13 protein-coding genes and 1 pseudogene are annotated in these 17,289 nt (G+C 73.1%); 6 read left to right on the top strand and 8 right to left on the bottom strand.

All coding sequences use genetic code 11. From position 1 onward, the window contains the following. The first annotated feature begins 158 nt into the window (after nucleotides 1-158). Together AB0D48_RS34055 and AB0D48_RS34050 are read left to right on the top strand one after the other, a co-directional pair. Nucleotides 159-968 carry a methyltransferase domain-containing protein gene (locus tag AB0D48_RS34055; RefSeq protein WP_362406042.1) on the top strand — a complete coding sequence of 270 codons (810 nt, stop codon included), beginning with the start codon at nucleotides 159-161 and terminating at the stop codon, nucleotides 966-968. A gap of 14 nt (nucleotides 969-982) precedes the next feature. After that, a complete protein-coding gene (locus tag AB0D48_RS34050; protein WP_362406039.1) occupies nucleotides 983-1,774 on the top strand; it encodes a hypothetical protein in 792 nt (263 codons plus the stop codon). Between the two features lie 8 nt (nucleotides 1,775-1,782). On the opposite strand, the gene AB0D48_RS34045 is transcribed toward AB0D48_RS34050, so the two are convergent. Genes AB0D48_RS34045 through AB0D48_RS34025 form a run of 5 tightly spaced genes read right to left on the bottom strand, consistent with a single transcriptional unit; the run spans nucleotide 1,783 to nucleotide 8,979 of the window. Next, entirely contained in the window at nucleotides 1,783-3,132 is a 1,350-nt protein-coding gene (locus AB0D48_RS34045) for a SidA/IucD/PvdA family monooxygenase (protein WP_362406036.1), read from the bottom strand. Next, nucleotides 3,129-3,743: a GNAT family N-acetyltransferase gene (locus AB0D48_RS34040; RefSeq protein ID WP_362406033.1), complete on the bottom strand. Its 615-nt coding sequence runs from the start codon at nucleotides 3,741-3,743 to the stop codon at nucleotides 3,129-3,131. The genes AB0D48_RS34045 and AB0D48_RS34040 overlap by 4 nt, the downstream gene beginning before the upstream one ends. Beyond that, nucleotides 3,740-5,602, bottom strand: a complete 1,863-nt coding sequence (locus AB0D48_RS34035) for an IucA/IucC family protein (protein ID WP_362406030.1) — start codon at nucleotides 5,600-5,602, stop codon at nucleotides 3,740-3,742. Before AB0D48_RS34035 ends, AB0D48_RS34040 begins: the two co-directional genes overlap by 4 nt. Further along, nucleotides 5,599-7,155 carry a pyridoxal-dependent decarboxylase gene (locus AB0D48_RS34030; protein WP_362406027.1) on the bottom strand — a complete coding sequence of 519 codons (1,557 nt, stop codon included), beginning with the start codon at nucleotides 7,153-7,155 and terminating at the stop codon, nucleotides 5,599-5,601. The genes AB0D48_RS34035 and AB0D48_RS34030 overlap by 4 nt, the downstream gene beginning before the upstream one ends. Before the next feature lie 12 nt (nucleotides 7,156-7,167). Then, nucleotides 7,168-8,979 carry an IucA/IucC family siderophore biosynthesis protein gene (locus AB0D48_RS34025; protein WP_362406024.1) on the bottom strand — a complete coding sequence of 604 codons (1,812 nt, stop codon included), beginning with the start codon at nucleotides 8,977-8,979 and terminating at the stop codon, nucleotides 7,168-7,170. Between the two features lie 196 nt (nucleotides 8,980-9,175). Here AB0D48_RS34025 and AB0D48_RS34020 point away from each other — a divergent pair, with 196 nt between their 5' ends. Beyond that, nucleotides 9,176-10,756, top strand: coding sequence for an MFS transporter (locus AB0D48_RS34020; RefSeq protein WP_362406021.1), 1,581 nt, complete (start codon nucleotides 9,176-9,178; stop codon nucleotides 10,754-10,756). On the opposite strand, the gene AB0D48_RS34015 is transcribed toward AB0D48_RS34020, so the two are convergent. From AB0D48_RS34015 to AB0D48_RS34005, 3 genes are read right to left on the bottom strand one after another with little or no spacing between them, the layout of a single operon-like run. After that, nucleotides 10,695-12,791: an iron ABC transporter permease gene (locus AB0D48_RS34015; protein WP_362406018.1), complete on the bottom strand. Its 2,097-nt coding sequence runs from the start codon at nucleotides 12,789-12,791 to the stop codon at nucleotides 10,695-10,697. The genes AB0D48_RS34020 and AB0D48_RS34015 overlap by 62 nt on opposite strands. Beyond that, on the bottom strand, nucleotides 12,791-13,786 hold the full coding sequence (locus tag AB0D48_RS34010; RefSeq protein ID WP_362406015.1) for an iron-siderophore ABC transporter substrate-binding protein: 996 nt from the start codon (nucleotides 13,784-13,786) through the stop codon (nucleotides 12,791-12,793). The genes AB0D48_RS34015 and AB0D48_RS34010 overlap by 1 nt, the downstream gene beginning before the upstream one ends. Before the next feature lie 26 nt (nucleotides 13,787-13,812). Further along, a complete protein-coding gene (locus tag AB0D48_RS34005) occupies nucleotides 13,813-14,646 on the bottom strand; it encodes an ABC transporter ATP-binding protein (protein ID WP_362406012.1) in 834 nt (277 codons plus the stop codon). 374 nt (nucleotides 14,647-15,020) lie between these two features. Between AB0D48_RS34005 and AB0D48_RS34000 the strand changes: the two genes are divergently transcribed. The 3 genes and pseudogenes from AB0D48_RS34000 to AB0D48_RS33990 all read left to right on the top strand — a co-directional run. Continuing rightward, on the top strand, nucleotides 15,021-15,437 hold the full coding sequence (locus tag AB0D48_RS34000; protein WP_362406009.1) for an SAV_915 family protein: 417 nt from the start codon (nucleotides 15,021-15,023) through the stop codon (nucleotides 15,435-15,437). A gap of 11 nt (nucleotides 15,438-15,448) precedes the next feature. Further along, nucleotides 15,449-16,783 carry a diaminopimelate decarboxylase gene (gene lysA, locus AB0D48_RS33995; RefSeq protein ID WP_362406006.1) on the top strand — a complete coding sequence of 445 codons (1,335 nt, stop codon included), beginning with the start codon at nucleotides 15,449-15,451 and terminating at the stop codon, nucleotides 16,781-16,783. Between the two features lie 305 nt (nucleotides 16,784-17,088). Continuing rightward, nucleotides 17,089-17,282, top strand: a pseudogene (locus AB0D48_RS33990) (potassium-transporting ATPase subunit C); the annotation flags it as partial. Nucleotides 17,283-17,289 lie beyond the last annotated feature (7 nt).

The following is a 17,289-nucleotide window of genomic DNA, read 5'->3' as shown; positions in this document are numbered from 1 at the left end:
GGCTGGCGGGCGGCGAGCGTGCGGAGCACCTCGACGACGGCGAGGCGCAGGGCGACGTGGTCGCGGCCGTCGCGGGGGGCGTCCGTCTCGCGGCGGTGGCCGTCCGGTGCGGGCGCGTCCGACGCGCCGCCGGGGGCCGGAGCGGGGATCGTGGTCACATGACCGAGCACCGCTTCGAAGTCCGGTTCGACACCTGGGCCGCCGGGGACGCCTACGAGCGCTACATGGGCCGGTGGAGCCACCTGGTCGCCGAGCGGTTCGTGGCGTGGCTCGGCTGGGAACCCGGTGCGCGGTGGCTGGACGCGGGCTGCGGCACCGGGGCCCTGACCAGGGCGCTGGCCGTCCACGCCCGGCCCCGTACGGTGGTGGGGCTGGAGCGTTCCCCCGCCTTCGCGGCCTCGGCGCTCCGGGCCACAGGCGCACCCTGCGTGGTGGCCGACGCGCAGGCGCTGCCCTTCGCCGGTGCGGTCTGCGATGCCGTCGTCAGCGGACTGGTCATCAACTTCCTGGCCGCGCCGCAGGCGGCCGTCGCCGAGGCGGTACGGGTGGTGCGGCCCGGCGGGCTGGTCGCCGCGTACGTGTGGGACTACGCCGGGGGCATGGACCTCCTGCGGCACTTCTGGGACGCGGCCGTGGGCGCGGACGCGTCGGCCGCCCCGCTGCACGAGAGCCGCCGGTTCGCCGTGTGCCGCCCGGAGCCGCTGCGCGCGCTGTGGACGCGGGCGGGGCTGGTGGACGTGGACCTCACCGCGATCGAAGTGGCCACCGTCTTCACCGGCTTCGCGGACCTGTGGCAGCCGTTCCTGGCCGGACAGGGCCCGGCTCCCGGTTACCTCGCCTCCCTCGACCCGCCCGGGCGGGCCCGCCTGCGCGCGAGACTCCGCTCATCCCTGCCGGTACGGCCGGACGGATCGATCCCGCTCACGGCCCGCGCGTGGGCGGTACGGGGAGTACGGCGTCCAGGGTGAAGTAGCGTTCGGTCATGAGCATGCCGCCGCCGCCCCAGCACTCCCCCGGCCCGTACGGGAGCCCGCCCCCTCCGTATCACCAGCACCAGCACCAGCACCAGCAGCCGTACGCCGGTCAAGGACCGTGGGGCTACCCGCCGGTGGGGCCGCCGCCGCGCAAGAACCGCACCGGCATGGTGATCGGGATCGTCCTGGCCGTGCTGGCGGGGCTCGGTGTCGCCGGCTTCGCGGTGAACCGGCTGTCGGAGGACGGAGCCCTGGCGAGCGGAGACGGCTTCCCGAAGGCCGAGTACAAGCTCACCGTGCCGAAGACCCTGCTGAACGGCGAGTACGAGCTGGCCCAGGACCTGTCCCAGACCCAGGGCAAGGAAGCGGTGAAGAGCGGTCGCGACCCGAAGATCCGCAACCCGGAGCCGGCGGTCGGCCAGTACACCGCGGACGGTCCGCAGGGCATGGGCGTCCTCGTCTTCTCGGGGATGTACGGCCAGTTCAAGGACCCCGCGAATGCCCGCCGGAAGATGCTGTCCGGCGCCGCGGACGCCGAGGGCGCGTCCCTGGCCGTCCCCGCCAAGGACATCACCCCGGCCGGATCGGGCATCACCCTCTCCTGCCAGGTCCTGACCACGACGGAGGACGGAGCCAGGACCACCGTGCCGATGTGCGCCTGGGCGGACGAGAACACGGGCGCCGCCGTCGGTGTCATCACCCCGGAGAGCGCGAGCCAGGCCCCCGCGTCCGTCGACCTCGCGAAGGTCGCGGAGACCACCCTCAAGGTGCGCGCGGAGGCCCGGACGCCGATCGGCTGACCGGCTGATCAGCTCGCGCCGGAGGACCGGTCCAGCCCCGCCCGGAGCCTCCGGCGCGGGGCATCGAACGTCGTGAACGCGCTCCGCTTCGGCAGCCGGAAGGCCTCCCGGCCCGTGATCGCGTTCAGGATCGTGGCGTTGCGCACCGCGCCGATGTCCAGGTTGGGCGAGGAGACGCCGTGGCTGTGGGTCTCGGCGTTGGCCACGAAGACACGGCCGGTCACCCCGTCCGCGAGCTCGACGGAGTGGTCCAGGCGCACCCGGTGGCGCCCTCGTCCGTCCCGTAACAGCAGGTCATCGATGGGTTTCAGGAACGCGGCCGGGCGATTGCGATAGCCGGTCGCGGCCACCACCAGGTCGGTGGTGTGCTCGAAGGTCCCGCCCGTGTCGCGGTGCCGGCAGGTCAGCACCGCCCGGCCCGCCGGATCCGTGGCGGCCGCCTCCACCGTGATGCCGAAACGCAGTTCGGCCTCGGCCAGGCCGTGCTCCAGCTGGCGGCGGTAGAGCAGTTCGTGGATCTCGTCGAGGGTGTCGGTGGAGATCCCCTTGTAGAACTGCCACTGCTCGCGGGTCAGCCGGTCACGCACCTCCTCCGGCAGGGAGTGGAAGTACTGCATGTAGGCCGGGGTGGTCATCTCCAGGACCATCTTGGTGTAGTCCAGCGGGGCGAACGAGGAGGTGCGCGTCAGCCAGCTCACCGCCGGTCCGCCCGCCAGGTTGCGGCCCAGCAGGTCGGCCGTGACCTCGGCGCCGGACTGGCCCGAGCCGATCACCGTGACCTTCGCGGCGGCGTCCGCCTCGGACGCCCGGTACAGGTAGTCGGCGGTGTGCAGCAGCCGGGACGGGGGCAGGCCCGCCAGGGCGTCCGGTACGTACGGGGCCGTGCCGATGCCCAGGACGAGGTTGCGGGCGCGCATCCGCAGGTGCGTGCCGTCGCCGCGCACGGCGTGCACGGTGAAGGTTTCCGCGGCGGCGTCCCAGTCGACTTCCAGGACCGGGTGCGAGAAGCGCACCGCGGGAAGCTGCGCCGCCGCCCAGCGCAGGTAGTCCTCGTACTCGCGGCGGGAGGGGAAGAAGTTCTCGCGCACGGTGAAGGTGTACAGCCGGTCCATGTCGTGGAGGTACGCGAGGAACGACAGCGGATGGCCGGGGGCGACGAGGGTGACGAGGTCGGCGAGGAAGTTCACCTGCATCGAAGCGTCGCCGAACATCATCCCGCGGTGCCAGGTGAGCTCGGGCTGCTCCTCCAGTACGACCAGGTCCAGACCGTCGACGGTCGAGCCGAGTGCCGCGAGCCCGAGGTTGAAGGGGCCGCAGCCGACGGCCACCACGTCGTGCTCGCTGGTGGGTCCGTTCATCGGGGCACGTCCTCCTCCCGGCGCGGGTGCACGAGCAGGGCGGCGGTCTTGTCGGGAAAGGTGACCTCCCCGGCGCGGCGGAATCCGGCGGCCGCGAACGCCTTCAGGGAGGGGACGTTGGTCACGTCGGGCTCGGCCACCACCCGCGTGCACGCGGGGTCCGCGGTGAGCAGGCCCTCGGCGACCGCGCGCAGCAGGCTCCGGCCCAGGCCGCGGCCGGTGCGGCTCGCCTCGCCGATGGCGATGTGCAGGCCCAGGTCGTGGGGCAGGTGCGGGTAGTGGCCGGCGAGGCGGTCCCGCGTCACCCGGTAGACCTCGATGTACGCGAACGGCTGTCCGTCGTGGCCGATCAGGACGGGCAGGACGGCGTCGCCCGCGAGGTGTCCGGCGATCTCCTCCGCCCAGCGTTCGCGGGGCCATGCCTGATGCCAGAAGGCGTCGATGTGCGGTGACTCCATCCAGCCGTGCACGAGGTCCAGGTCTGCTCCCCGGGCCTGCGCCACCCGTGCCGACCAGGGGCCGTCCAGGTGCGGGAGCGGCGGGCCGGGGACGGTGGCGGCGACGGGGGCGAGGTGGTCGTCGTCCTGGTGTAACGGCTGCGCCGGGGTCATGTCGTGGCCTCCTGGAGGGGGTTGGGGGCGTCGAGGTACACGGACTGGGCGTCGAGGGGGGCGAGCACCTCGTCGATTCCGTGCAGCCGGGTGAGCAGGTTTCCCTTGCAGGGCAGGGTGCCGGCCTCCAGCCAGCGGCGGGCGAGGCGGTCGCCGTCGGGTCCGGCCGCCGCGAGGGCGGGCAGCGCGGCGCGCAGCCGGCCGGCGAGTACGGCGAGCAGCTCGCGCTCGTCGGCGAGGCCGTCGACGGCGAGGCAGCCGATGACCGACAGGGCCTGGTTGCGCAGCAGGTAGTACGACAGCCTGTCGTCGACGAGGGCGTCGTCGACCACGGCCAGGGTGGAGGAGCCGGCACCGAGCCGCCCCAGCAGACCGGGCAGGTACGAGGCGGCCAGGTAGTAGCCCTGGTTGTCGCGGAACGTGCCGCCGGTCACCCGGCCCCGGCCGTCCAGCCGGACGAGGGTGTTCTGCTGGTGGGCCTCCAGGCCGATCCCGGTGGCCGCGTACAGGTGCAGCATGGGGACCAGCACCTTGTCGGTGTAGTCGGCGGTCCACTGCTCGGCGGCCCCGGCGCCGAGGCCGGACACCAGCTCGCCCAGCGTGCTGCGGCCCAGCCCGGGACGGGGTGCGACCAGGCCCACCAGGCAGCGCAGGTCGGCGATGTCGCGGGGAACCTCGCGTACCGCGACGTCGAGGCCGGTCACCTCGGGTCCGTCCGGGCGGCCCGGCTCGTCCACGGCGAGCCAGGCGGGGTCCCGGGTGATGGCGAATCCGGGGTGGGCGTGGAACGTGCTGTCCGCGTACCCCGCGTCGAGGAGCCGGTTGATCTCCAGGCCGCGGCGCAGCTCCGTACGGGTGGACTCGCGGCGGGAGTTGGTCAGGCGCAGGCCGAGCGAGAGCTTGAGCATGACGTCGGCGTCGGGCCGGTACACCGTGCGCACGCTGGAGGTCGGCCACCATGCGGGGCCCAGTTCGCCGAGCGGTTCGAGCGCGCCGGAGGCGATCAGGGCGGCGGTGCGCGGGCGGTGCAGCAGGTCACGGGCCTGCCACGGGTGTGCGGGAACGAGGACCCGGCCGTCGTCCAGACGGCGGCCGGCGAGATCGGCGAGGAGGGCGACGGTGTCCTGTCCGGCGAGGGACGGGGCTTTGTCCACCGCGTCGTGCGAGACCACCGACTCGTCGGCGGCGAACCAGTGCAGCCGGAAGGAGCCGCGCAGCTCGGGCGAGAAGGCGGCCGCGTCGTTGTCCGAGATGCCGTCACGGCTCTTGGGCGCGGGATGGTTCAAGTGTCCGAGCAACAGGGCCTGTTCGGAGTCCAGGAAGCCGTCCACCCCGGCGGGCGGGCTCGGGCGCGCGCGCCGGTCGGAGAGGAAGGAGGCGACGCGGCGTACGGACTCGGCGGTGCGTTCCACCAGGTCGGCAACCTCGCCGGCCGGGACGCCGCCGGGGCGGGTTCCGCCGCGTACGGCCGCCTCGGTGGAGAGCAGGGCGACGGCGGTGACGGGGTCGGCGGCCGCGCCGAGCGGACCGCCGGGTCCCTCCAGACGGACGGGGGCGAAGCGGTGCCAGCCGGTCGGCGAGCGGTGGGTGACCTCGGTGACGAGCGCCAGTCCGGAGGCGGGGAGTTCGATCCGCAGCGGGCCGGCGGTGACCGGTGCGCCCGTCTCCAGCAGCCAGCAGCGCAACAGGGCTTCGAGGTGGGCGTGTTCGGCGGCAGCACGGGCGTCGGGTGCGTGCAGCGGATCGGCGGGGGCGGCCCGGCAAGGGGCGGGGCCGGGGGTGGGGATGGGGCCGGGGGTGGGGATGGGGCCGGGGGTGGGGATGGGGCCGGGGGCGGAAGCCGCGGCAGTGGTGCTCATGCGGCGCTCTCCTCTACGAGTCGTTCACAGGTGCGGCCCGCGTCCAGGACGACGTCCACGAGGCCGTCGAGGTCGTCCGCGGTGGCGGTGGGGTTGAGCAGGGTGAACTTCAGGCATACGCGCGCCGTCGAGCCGGGGCCGGCGGTGCGGACCTCGGTGCGTCCGATGAGGGCGCTGCCCGTTTCCAGGAGCCGCCTGCGCAGGGCGCCGTTGAGGCGGTCGGCGGCGTCCGGGTCGGGGTCGGCGCCCCGGTAGCGGAAGACCACGGTGGTCAGTTCGGCGGGCGAGACGAGTTCGAGTTCCGGTTCGGCGAGGATGCGGCGCTCGGCGTGCCGGGCGAGGCCGTGACAGACGTCGACCATGCGACCCATTCCGCTGCGGCCGTACGCGAGCAGGGTGGCGGCGGCCTTGACGGCGTCAGGGCGGCGGGTGGTCTGCAGACTGCGGCCGAGCAGGCCGTCGTAGCCGGCTTCGGAGTCGTCCGCCGGATTGAGGTAGGGGACTTCTCGGTCGAGAGCGGTGAAGGCGGTCGGGTCGGACACGAGCAGCACACTGGTGGCGGCGGGCTGCCAGCCGATCTTGTGCAGGTCGAGGGTGATCGAGTCGGCCAGTTCCAGTCCGGCCAGGCGGCCGGCCAGTGCCTCGGAGAACAGGGCGCCGAATCCGTACGCGGCGTCCACGTGCATCCAGATGCCGTGGCCCGCGGCGATCTCGGCGAGCTCCGGGAGCGGGTCGACGGAACCGAAGTCCGTGGTGCCGGCGGTGGCGACGACCGCGAGCGGCGTCCGGCCGGGACCGAGTCCGTCCAGGGCGGCGGCAAGCGCGGCGGGCCGCATCCGCCATCGCTCGTCGGTGGGTACGAGGTGTACGGCCTTCTCGCCCAACCCCAGGGCGGCGCAAGCGCGTTGTACCGAGAAGTGGGCGAGTTCCGAGCAGAACACCACCGGTCCGGGCAGGGCCGCCACCCCGTCCTCCCGGGCGTCGACGCCGAGCCGGTGGGCGGCCGCGTCCCTGGCCAGGAGCAGGCCAAGGAGGTTGGACAGCGAACCGCCGGGGGTGAGGACGCCGTCGGCACGCTCCCCGAGTCCCGCGAGGCGGGTCAGTACGCCGATGAGCCAGCGTTCGACGGCGAGGGCCGACGGGCCGGAATCGTACGTGTCCAGTGAGGCGTTGGCCGCGCTCGCCAGGGTGTCGGCGGCGACGGCGACCGCGAGCGGGGGCGGCTGCAGGTGAGCCGCGGCCCGGGGGTGTGCCAGATCGATTCCGTGTCGGACGAGCACGGTGGCCAGCAGCCGGAGCGCGGCTTCGGCGCCGACTCCCTCGGCGGGGAGCCGGGCCGGCCCCAGCGTCCCGGCCGCCGCCGCGAGGACGTCCGAGGGTGTGCCGGCCGGGATCGGTCCGGCCGGGCGGCGGGCGTTCAGCACGGTGCCGACGACATCGGCCAGCGCCGCGGAGACCCCGGCCAGGCCCTCCCGGGACCCGGCGAGCAGGGAGGGAGGGAAGGAGGGCGGGAGGGGGAACGGCGCGGGGAGTGCTTCGGTGAGCGGTATCACGCCCTGGCCTCCTCAGGCTTCTGCCAGCGGGTTGGGGTGCGTCCCGTTCGGGTACAGCGCGTGGCGCAGTGCGCGGTCGCCGTACCGGGTGACGACGATCCGGTCGCGGTTCAGCCCGTACCGGGGGATCTGCGGGGTGAGCAGGTCGTACTCGGCGAACCGGTCGGCCAGTTCGGGGAAGCGGTGCTGGAAGTCGAGGATGGTCTGGCGGACCGTGCGCCAGAAGGTCTTCTCCGGTACTCCGAGCTGCTCGGCGCAGAGCGGGGCGAGGTAGCGGAAGTGGCCGACGAAGACCTGATCCATGACGTGCTGCTTGATGACGGAGGGGTGCTTGCGGGGCAGGACGTGGTCGTGTCCGTCCGGCTCCGGTCCGCGCTCGGGCACGTCGGTGAAGGACACGCACACGTCGTCGACGAAGTCCTTCAGGTAGAGCCGGGCCGGGACGTCGTTCTCGTCGTAGCCGACCAGCGTGTTCTGGCCGTGCGGGTTGAACGTGACCCCGTACCGGTAGAGCACGTGCAGGATCGGGACGAGCAGCGTGTCGAAGAGCCGGCGCAGCCATTCCTGCGCGTCGAGGCCCGAGGCCCGGACGAGTTCGGCCACGAACGCGTCGCCGGTGTGGTCGACGTGGAGCAGAGAGGCGAAGGTGCGGACCCGCTCGTCCGGGTCCTTGCGGGCGGTGACCGAGTCCCGCCAGATGCAGCCCAGGGTCTCCAGATGCTGGTAGGGCGCGTCCTCCAGCTTGGACAGGTAGGGGTGGCGGACGGTGACGGAGGCTACCTCGCCCAGGAAGACGGTCCGGCATTCGTCGGTGAGGAAGGCGTCGCGCTCCACGAGTCCGCGCAGCCACTGGGTGACGACGGGGGCACCCATGGTGCAGTGCGGCGGGATGCCGCGCCAGACGAGGGTGTTGAGGATCTTCAGCGGGAGTTTGACGTCGTACCGGCCGGGGGTGGTGGCATTGGCCATGGTGCGGATGGACTGGCCCGGCAGGTACGCGTCCGGGCCGTCGCCCAGCGGGATGACGCGCCGCTGCGCCACATCGGCCGCGTGCAGGATCTGGACGGCGTGGTCCCACTGCCAGGGGTGCACGGGCATCCACACGTAGCCCTGCGGGTCGACTCCGGCCGCTTCCAGGACCGCCGTGAAGCGGGCCCGCGTCTCCTCGTCCAGCTCGCGGGCCAGGATCTCCCGTTCGGACAGCTCCGAGGTGCCGCGGAACTCGGCCAGACCGCGGTGGACGGCCAGCCACTGGAGCCTGAGCGGCCGGGCAGACTCGGGCGCGTAGTTCCGTACGTCGGTGGCCGAGAAGCCGATACGGCCCTTGTTCGCGACGAGGAGGCTGTGCCCCGTCATCCGGCACTCCAGCTCGGTGTGGCCGAGGGTGCGCAGCTGCGCCACGGTCTCGCCGCCGTGGGTGATGCGTGCGGCGTCGACCGCGAGCGTGGCGGCCAGCTCGGTGAAGTAGGTGGCGATCGTCGAGGCGTCGCTGCCCAGGGTCGATGCCGCTTCGAGGAGGAACTGCTGGGCGTCCCATGCCGGTTCGGCCACCGCGTTGCCGAGCATGCTGGTGGCCGTACGGGTGATCGAGCCCGGCTCGACCCGCAGCCACCCGAACGCGCCGGGCGCGGCGTTGAACGCGTAGGTCGTACCGCTGTCGAGATCGACGCGGTATCCGCCGTCTCCGGTTTCCGCCGCCTTGAGCATGTCCTCGAAGCACCATTCGCCCAGCGCTTTGGCGAGGAGTCGGCGGTTGGCCTCCCGCCAGGCCGCGGGGGCCACTTCGGAGAGGGCGGGGACGGGATGATCGGGGGGGAGGGGCATCGAAGGGCTCCGGTGGTCGCGGGGTCGGCTCACCAGGGCAAGAGCGGCCCAGGCACAGGACAGATTAGGTAAGCCTCACCTAACCAGCAAGCTCAACTTCCGGCCATCCCTCCCGCGTGACAGCCTGCCAGTTGGCTCATTAGGTTAGGCTAACCAAACTACCCTTCTTCGGGATTCATCTTCGAGGTGATCAGCGGTGCCTCCCTGCCGTCGCACTCCCCGATGGACATTCGCCCTGGTCAGCGCCGGTGGCGTGGTCATGACCCTGGACGTCACCGTCGTGAACGTCGCCCTCTCGGACATCGCCCGGGACCTGGATGCCGGATTCGGCCGGGTGCAGTGGACGGTATCGGCGTACTCATTGGCCTTCGGCGCCCTGCTGCTCACCGCAGGCGCGCTCTCCGACCGCGTGGGGCGGCGGACGGTGTTCGCCTCCGGGATGGCGCTGTTCACCCTGGCCTCGGCCGGATGCGGACTGGCGCCCGACGCCGGTACCCTCATCGGCGCCCGTGCGGCCCAAGGCCTGGGCGGCGCCCTGGTGTTCGCACCGACCCTCGCCCTGCTGGCGGCCGCGTACGAAGGCGTCCGCCGCCAGCGCGCGATAGCCGCGTTCGCGGCCATCGCCTCCGCCGCAGGGGCGCTGGGGCCCGTGGCCGGCGGGCTGTTCGTGCAGACGCTCGGCTGGCGGTGGATCTTCCTCGTCAATGTCCCGATCGGGATCCTGGTCGTGGCGGGTGCGCTGGCCCGTATGCCTGAGTCGGCCGCGCCGCGGGAGTCCCGCCGACGGCTGGATCCGCTGGGCGCGGCGCTCGGCGTCGGCACGCTCCTGGCTCTGCACTATCCGCTGGTCACCGGCCCGGAGGCCGGCTGGACGGCGCCGCGGGTACTCGGCTCCGCCGCACTCGGGGTCGTGCTCGCCGGGGCTCTGGTCGCCAGTCAGCGCGGTGGCGACGGACTGATCGACATGGCACTGCTGCGGATCCGCGCCTTCTCCGGGGCGGCCGTACTGGGGTTCCTGGCCCGGATGTCGAGCCTGGGAGTACTCGCCTTCACCACACTCTGGCTGCAGAGCGCCCACGCGTTGTCCGCGCTCGAAGTCGGCCTGTACTTGCTGCCGCTGACGGGCAGTCTGCTGGTGACGGGCCTGTTCGTCGCGCGGCTGCAGAAGGCTTTCGCTCCCGCTCAGCTGGTCGCCGCCGGCTTCGCCCTGCAGGGGCTGGGGCTCCTCGCGCTCGCCGCCGCCGCGGGGACGGACGCCGGGCCCGTGGCGACGGCCGGAGGCCTGGTGCTGCTCGGCGCCGGCGGCGCGGTCATCTTCCCGCCGCTGATGGGGGTGGCGGTGAGCGCGGTGCCCGCAGAGCGGGCCGGGATGGCCTCCGGGCTGACCAACGCCTGCTACCCGCTCGGCACGGCGGCCGGTGTCGCCGTCTTCGGGGCGCTGTTCTCGGCCCGCCTGGAGGCCGGACTGAGGTCCGGGCTGAGGTCCGGGTCGGGGCCCGACGGCCTCCTGCCGCCCCGGGCGGCCGTGGAGACCGGGCGGTTCGAACTCCTCGAACCCGCCCTCCGGCCGCTCGCCCGGTCGGCGTTCTCCGGCGCCTTCACCGCCGTCTGCCTGGCCTCCGCTCTCGTCTGCCTGCTCGGCGTGCTCGCGGCACGCACGCTCAGGGCCGGGGCACAGGGCCTCGGCCCCGCCGAGCACCGCCGTTCGTCCTCGGTCAGACCTCCTGGGTCCGGCGCAGCAGCCACACCAGGTACGGGGCACCCACCAGCGCGGTGACGATGCCCACCGGAATCTCGGTCGGGGCGAGCAGCCAGCGCCCGAGCGCGTCCGAGGACACGACCAGGACGGCTCCGAGCACCGCGGCCATCGGTACCATCCGCGCCGTGCTGCTGCCGACGATCCGCCGTGCCAGGTGCGGGGCGACCAGCCCGACGAAGCCCACCGCGCCCACCGCCGCGGCCGTACCGGAGGCCAGTACGGCGCCCGCGGCCAGCACGAGCAGCCTGGCCCGTCCCAGGTCCAGGCCCAGGGCGCGCGGCAGTTCGTCACCGAGGGCGAACAGGTTCACCGGCCTCGCCGCGATCACGAGCAGCATCGCGACCAGCGCCGGCAGCGCGAGCCAGCCGAGCGCGGTGAAGTCCCGGGCGTAGGTACTGCCGGCCAGCCAGCTGAGCGCGGCCGAGATGTTCATCTGCGCGCCGACCACCATGATGTTGACCAGGGCCATCGAGGTGGCGGCGGCGCCGAGCCCGACCAGGACCACCCTGGTCGGATCCAGGCCGGCACGGCCCCCTTCCCTGCTCCCCCGGGCCACGAGGAGCACGAGGGCGAGCATCAGCACACCCCCGGTTCCCGCGGCCGCGGGCAGGGCGGCAAGGGGCGCCGAGGGCACGACGAGGATGACCAGCACGGCGCCGAGGGAAGCGCCGCCGGTCACGCCGACGAGCCCGGGTTCGGCGAGGGGGTTGCGTACGACCGCCTGCACGGCCGCACCCGCCACGGCCAGGCAGGCACCGGCCAGGGCGGCCACCAGGATGCGCGGCAGCCGGTACGAGACCACCGCTTCGGTGATCTGTCCGGCGGACCCGAACAGTGCCGTCCCGAGCTGGCTCCAGCCGATCTCGACGTCGCCGACCCGCAGGGACAGCGCCATCGCGACGGCCAGCGCGACGAGCCCACTGCCGAGCGCCACGGTGTAGGCGGGGGTCCGGCGGCCGCCCGAGACCGTGACCGCGGCGCCGGTGTCGGCGTCGCCGGTGCTCACCCGGCGCGCGAGCAGCATGAACACGGGGCCTCCGATCAGCGCGGTCACCACGCCGACCGGGATCTCCGAGGTGTAGACGGCCGACGGCGGCACGGCCAGCTGGGCGGCCGCATCCGCCGCCAGCAGCACCGTCGCGGCCAGCACCGCCGCCATCGGAAGGAGCAGGGCGTGCTTGCGGATCCCCAACTGCCGCACCATGACGGGTGCGATGAGTCCGACGAAGCCGATCGGTCCGGCCAGCGACACCGCGGAGGCGGACAGCAGTACCGCGATGAGGAAGGCGGCGGGACGGATGCGCTCCACGCGCACGCCCATCGCCTCGGCCGTCTCGTCGCCGAGCGCCAGCAGGTCCAGTGGCCGCGCCAGCAGCGGTGCCGCCAGCGCGCCCAGGGCAACGACCGCGCCGAGCGTAAGCGGCCGTTCGAGCCCGGACTGCATCAGGGTGCCGTTGCCCCAGAAGAACAGTCCGCGGGTCGCCTGGAGGTCGAGCATCTGCAGGAACTCGGCGGCCGCCGTGCCGGCGAGCGCGACGGTCGCCCCGGCGAGCAGGACCCGTCCGGGTGTGAGCACGCCCCTGCTGCTGAGCAGGTAGACGAGGGCGATGGCGAGGACGCCGCCGAGGAAGGCTGCGGCTCCGGCGGGCAGCGGGCCCAGGCTCACCCCGGTGAACGCCACCAGCACCACGGCGAAGTAGGCACCGGCGTTGACGCCCAGGGTGTCGGGAGCGGCCAGCGGATTGCGGGTCGCTCCCTGGACGAGGACGCCGGAGACGCCGAGCGCGACGCCGACGACCAGGCCGGTCAGCGTGCGCGGCAGGCGGCTGCCGACCAGGACGTCCCGCGTGTGGGGCGCGCCGTGGCCCGCGAGCAGGTCCACGATGTCGCCGATGCCCACGCCGGAGGCCCCCAGACCGAGGTGGACGACGGCGACCAGGCACAGAACGAGCGACAGGGCGCAGCCCACGAGTACGGCTCGCGGGCCGCGGCCGAGCAGCCGGACGGGCAGGAGGGGACTGGCGGGGTCGAGCGGACGGGCGGGGGAAGTCATCAGACCTTCAGAGCCTTGCCGGTCTCGTCGAGGATGTGCAGCGCCGACAGCGGGCCGCCGAAGAGCCAGGTCCCGGGATCGAGCGGGAGGACCCTGTCGTTCTTCACGAACTCCAGCCCCTTCCAGACCGCGTTGCCGGCGAGGTCGCCGGTGAACGGGTTGTCCTTCTGGCTGGCGACGTACAGGAAGGTCGCGTCCTGCTCGGCCTTGGTCAGGCCCTCCACGCCGACGGTGGTCATGCCCCACGCGTCGGGCTCGCCCTTCCAGCCGTTCTTCAGCCCCGCGAGGTTCAGCACCTCGGGCGCGATGGCGTCGTCGGTGAGCATCCGGATCGAGGCGGTGCCGTTGGCCGTGAAGCCCTGCGCGACGGCGTACTTGAGACCGCCCTTGCCCGCCTTGTCCAGCCGCCCCTTGAGGTCGGCGGCCTTGGTGTCGATCTGCCGGGTGACCTCGGCCGCCTCGGCCTCCTTGCCCAGCGCCTTGGCCAGTTCGGTGAAGTTCTTCTTCATCGTGTCGAGCTGGGGCTTGGTCGTGTACTTGAACGACACGACCGGGGCGATGCCCTGGAGGGCCTTGAGGTTCGCCTTCGAGCGGTCGTCGTCGATCACGATGAGATCCGGCTGGAGCGTCCTGATCTTCTCCAGGCTCGGCTCGTTGCGGCTGCCGACGTCGGTGACGGACTCCGCGAGGCCGGCCCCCTTCGCCGTGATCCAGGTGCCGTAGCCCTTGTTGTCGGCGTTGCCCACCGGGGTGACGCCGAGGGCGACCAGCTCCTCCGTGTACGTCCACTCCAGCGTCACCACCTTCGTCGCGGGCTTGTCCAGGGCGACCCGGCCCTGCGCCGTGTCGACGGTGATCTTGCCCGTCGCCGGCTTCTCCCCGGCGGGCTTGCCGCCCGCCGCGTCACCGGCCGTACCGGAACCGCAGCCGACGGCCGACAGCATGAGCGCGGCGGCCGTACCGCTCGTCGCGAGGGCGCGCAGGATCCTCTGCATGGGGGAACTCTCCTTGGTGTGCGGGTTCAGGACGTGGCGGCGGGCTCGGCGCCCGTGTCCGCCTCGGCGTCGGAGCGCTGCGGGAAGCAGGCGAGGTATCCGGTCCGCGGATCGCGGACGACGTCGACCCGCAGGCCGAAGGCGTGATGGATGACGTCCGGGGTCAGCACGTCGTCCGGCGCCCCGGCCGCGGCGACCGCGCCGTCCGCGACGACGACCACCTCGTCCGCGTAGGCCGCCGCCTGCATGAGGTCGTGCAGCACCACCCCGCAGGCGATGCCGTGTTCCCGGGCCAGCCGCCGCACCACGTCGAGCACTTCGAACTGGTGGCGCATGTCGAGGTAGGTGGTGGGCTCGTCCAGCAGCAGGACCCCGGCCCGCTGCGCCAGCACCATGGCCAGCCAGGCCCGTTGGCGCTCACCGCCCGACAGCTCGTCGAGCCGGCGGTCCATCAGGGGGGTCGCGTCGGTGACGTCGAGCGCCCACTCGATGGCTTCGGTGTCCTCGCCGGTGTGCCGGGCGAGCGCGCCGCGATGGGCGTACCGGCCGTGGCGTACGAGCTCACGTACCGTCACCCCGGCCGGTGCGTGGGAGGTCTGCGGGAGGAACGCCAGGCGCTGGGAGAGCGTACGGCGGGCCAGCCGGCGAAGCGGTACGTCGTCGATGCGCACTTCGCCGCCGAGCGGCGGAAGGAGACCGGCCACCGTGCGCAACAGGGTGGACTTGCCGCAGCCGTTGGGGCCGACCAGTACGGTGATCGCGCCGGCCCGCAGCGACAGGTTCACCTGTTTCAGAACCGGGCGTCCCGCGTGCCCGACGTCCAGATCGTCCGCCACCAGACGGACGTCACCTAAGGACACCACTTGCCTCCCTTTGCCGGTCTGACCGCGTCACCATACAACTTAGGTAAGGCACACCTAAAAGGAATGGTCCCGGGTCGGGCGCCTTGTGATCAGGTCGATATCTCGCGCACCCCCACGCGCCCCCCATGTCGCACTCGCTCCCCCTTGCGGAGATACGACCTGATCAGCCGTCACATCGCGGGCTACGCGGTCGCCGCACCGGCACCGGCGGGCGTCAACGATCCGTCAGGACTCGGCCAGTCGCCGTATGGGGCGCGTAACGGGGTGGCCACAGCCGCGCGGATACGGGGATAGCTTCGACGGTGCTTCCCGGACCGCCTCCCAGCGCCCGGGGCGCCTACCGCCACTCGTGGTTCCTCAGGGAGGGCCCCATGTGTTTGTTCCTGTACGACGACGACCCCGAGCCTGAAGAACGGACCCCGGCCGGGCCTCTGTACGTGCCCGTCCGGCCGGGAGGAGCACACCTGGTATTGCGGCTGTTCCGCACCCCGCTGGGAACGCGTACCGCCGTCGGCTTCACCAGCCCGGACCGGCTGGCCGCCGCGCTCGGCGCGGCCCAGCCCCGGATCCGGCTCGCCGAAGCCGCGCTCCGGGCGATGACCGAACCGCTCGGGGTGAACCTGCTGACCGTCGACCCGACCCTCACCGCTCCCCCGGCCACCCCGGCGGCGATCACCGCCACGCTCGGGCCGCCGGTCCCGCCGGTCCCGCCTGTGTCTCCGGTCCCGCCGGTCCCGCCTGTCCCGCCTGTCCCGCCGGAACCCGAGACCACTGCCCGGACCGCCTGAAGGGATCACACATGACCATCGCCGTCCTCTCCGAGATGCCGGCCGGTGCCGGTGAACTGTCCGTCTGGCCCGCGTCCACGGCCCCGCTCCCGCACGGCGGCATGGCTGTCGGCGGAGTCCCCCTCACCGAGATCGCCGACCGGTTCGGCACACCGGCCTACGTACTGGACGAGGGCGAGGTGCGCGCGCGCTGTCGGACCTATCGGGACGCCTTCCCCGACGCCGACGTGCTGTACGCCGCCAAGGCGTTCCTGTCCCGCACGATGGTGCGCTGGGTACGGGAGGAAGGGCTGGGCCTGGACGTCTGCTCGGCCGGGGAACTGGAGCTGGCCGTCACCGCCGGATTCCCGCCGGAGCGCATCGTGCTGCACGGCAACGCCAAGTCGCCCCGCGATCTGGAGGCGGCGCTGCGCCTCGGTGTGGGGCGGATCGTCATCGACAGCCCGTCCGAGATCGCGAGGATCGCGGCCGCCGTCGGCCCCGACGGGCACCAGAAGGTCATGGTGCGGGTGGTCCCGGGCGTCTCGGCCGGCGGCCACGACAAGATCCGCACCGGTACGGACGACCAGAAGTTCGGCCTCTCCCTCACCGACGGGGGCGCGCAGCACGCCGTCGCGCGGATCCTCGGCCAGCCGCAGCTCGAACTGACGGGCCTGCACTGCCACATCGGCTCGCAGATCACCGAGGTGAAGCCCTACCTGGTGGCTCTGCGCCGGATGGTGGGGCTGATGGCCCGCATCCGCGACACGCACGGCACCGTCCTGCCCGAGCTGGACATGGGCGGCGGCCACGGCGTCGCCTACCGGCCGGGCGAAGCCGTCCTCGACCTCATCGCGCTGGCGCGCAAGATGCGTACCGAACTCGCCGGAGGCTGCGCCGCCGCCCGGCTGCCCGTCCCCCGGCTCCTCATCGAGCCCGGGCGGGCCGTCGTCGGTCCGGCGGGCATCGCCCTGTACCGGGTACTCGCCGTCAAACACACCGGCGAGAGGGTGTTCGTCGCCGTCGACGGCGGCATGAGCGACAACCCGCGTCCCGCCCTGTACGGAGTCCGCTACGCGCCGCGCCTGATCGGCCGCCACTCGACGGCCGGACCCCGTACGGCCACCGTCGTCGGCCGGCACTGCGAGGCCGGCGACATCCTCGCGGCGGACGTGGAACTGCCGGGCGACGTCCACCCCGGCGATCTGCTCGCCGTACCGGTGGCGGGTGCGTACCAGCTGTCCATGGCCTCCGGCTACAACCTCGTGGGCCGGCCCGCGGTCGTCGCGGTCCACGAGGGCGCGGCCCGGCTCCTCGTCCGGCGCGAGACGCTGGAGGACTTCCGCAGCCGGGACATCGGCGACTGAGACCCCGGCCGGGCTACCAGGCCGCCCGGCCGCCCGGCTACCCGCCCCCACGAACACGAGGGTGGCCGGGGGCAGAGCCGGCATACGCAGCCCGATGGTGGTCGCCGCGCGGGGGCCGGTGCCCATCCCGGCGCGTCCCTTGACGGGGGCCGGAGCCACAGCCCTGACGGGGGGCTCGGCTTCGGCGTCAAGGGGGCGTCAAGGGTTCCGGTGCGCCCGTATGGAGGCCGTCAAGGTGGCTCACCCCCGGGCTGAAGACGCGGTTGTCTCGACATCGGCCACCTGGCCGATTCATTACTTCCGACGTCAAGCCGCAGGACGTACCGGCCGACGCCGTCACGTCCTCCGGATCCGGCCTGGACCCGCAGGGCTCGACGTCCAGCAGGTCCAAAAGCTCGTCGCCGGCCACACCGAGGGCCGCACGCTCGGCTTCATGGGGGAGCCCCGCGTCAACGTCCTCGAACTCAACACCGCGCTCAGGGCTCTGGCCGGCCGATGACGTCGAC

Origin of the sequence: Streptomyces sp. NPDC048269 (assembly GCF_040652395.1) — a bacterium.
GTDB lineage: Bacteria > Actinomycetota > Actinomycetes > Streptomycetales > Streptomycetaceae > Streptomyces.
This window is presented reverse-complemented; position numbering and strand designations above follow the sequence as displayed.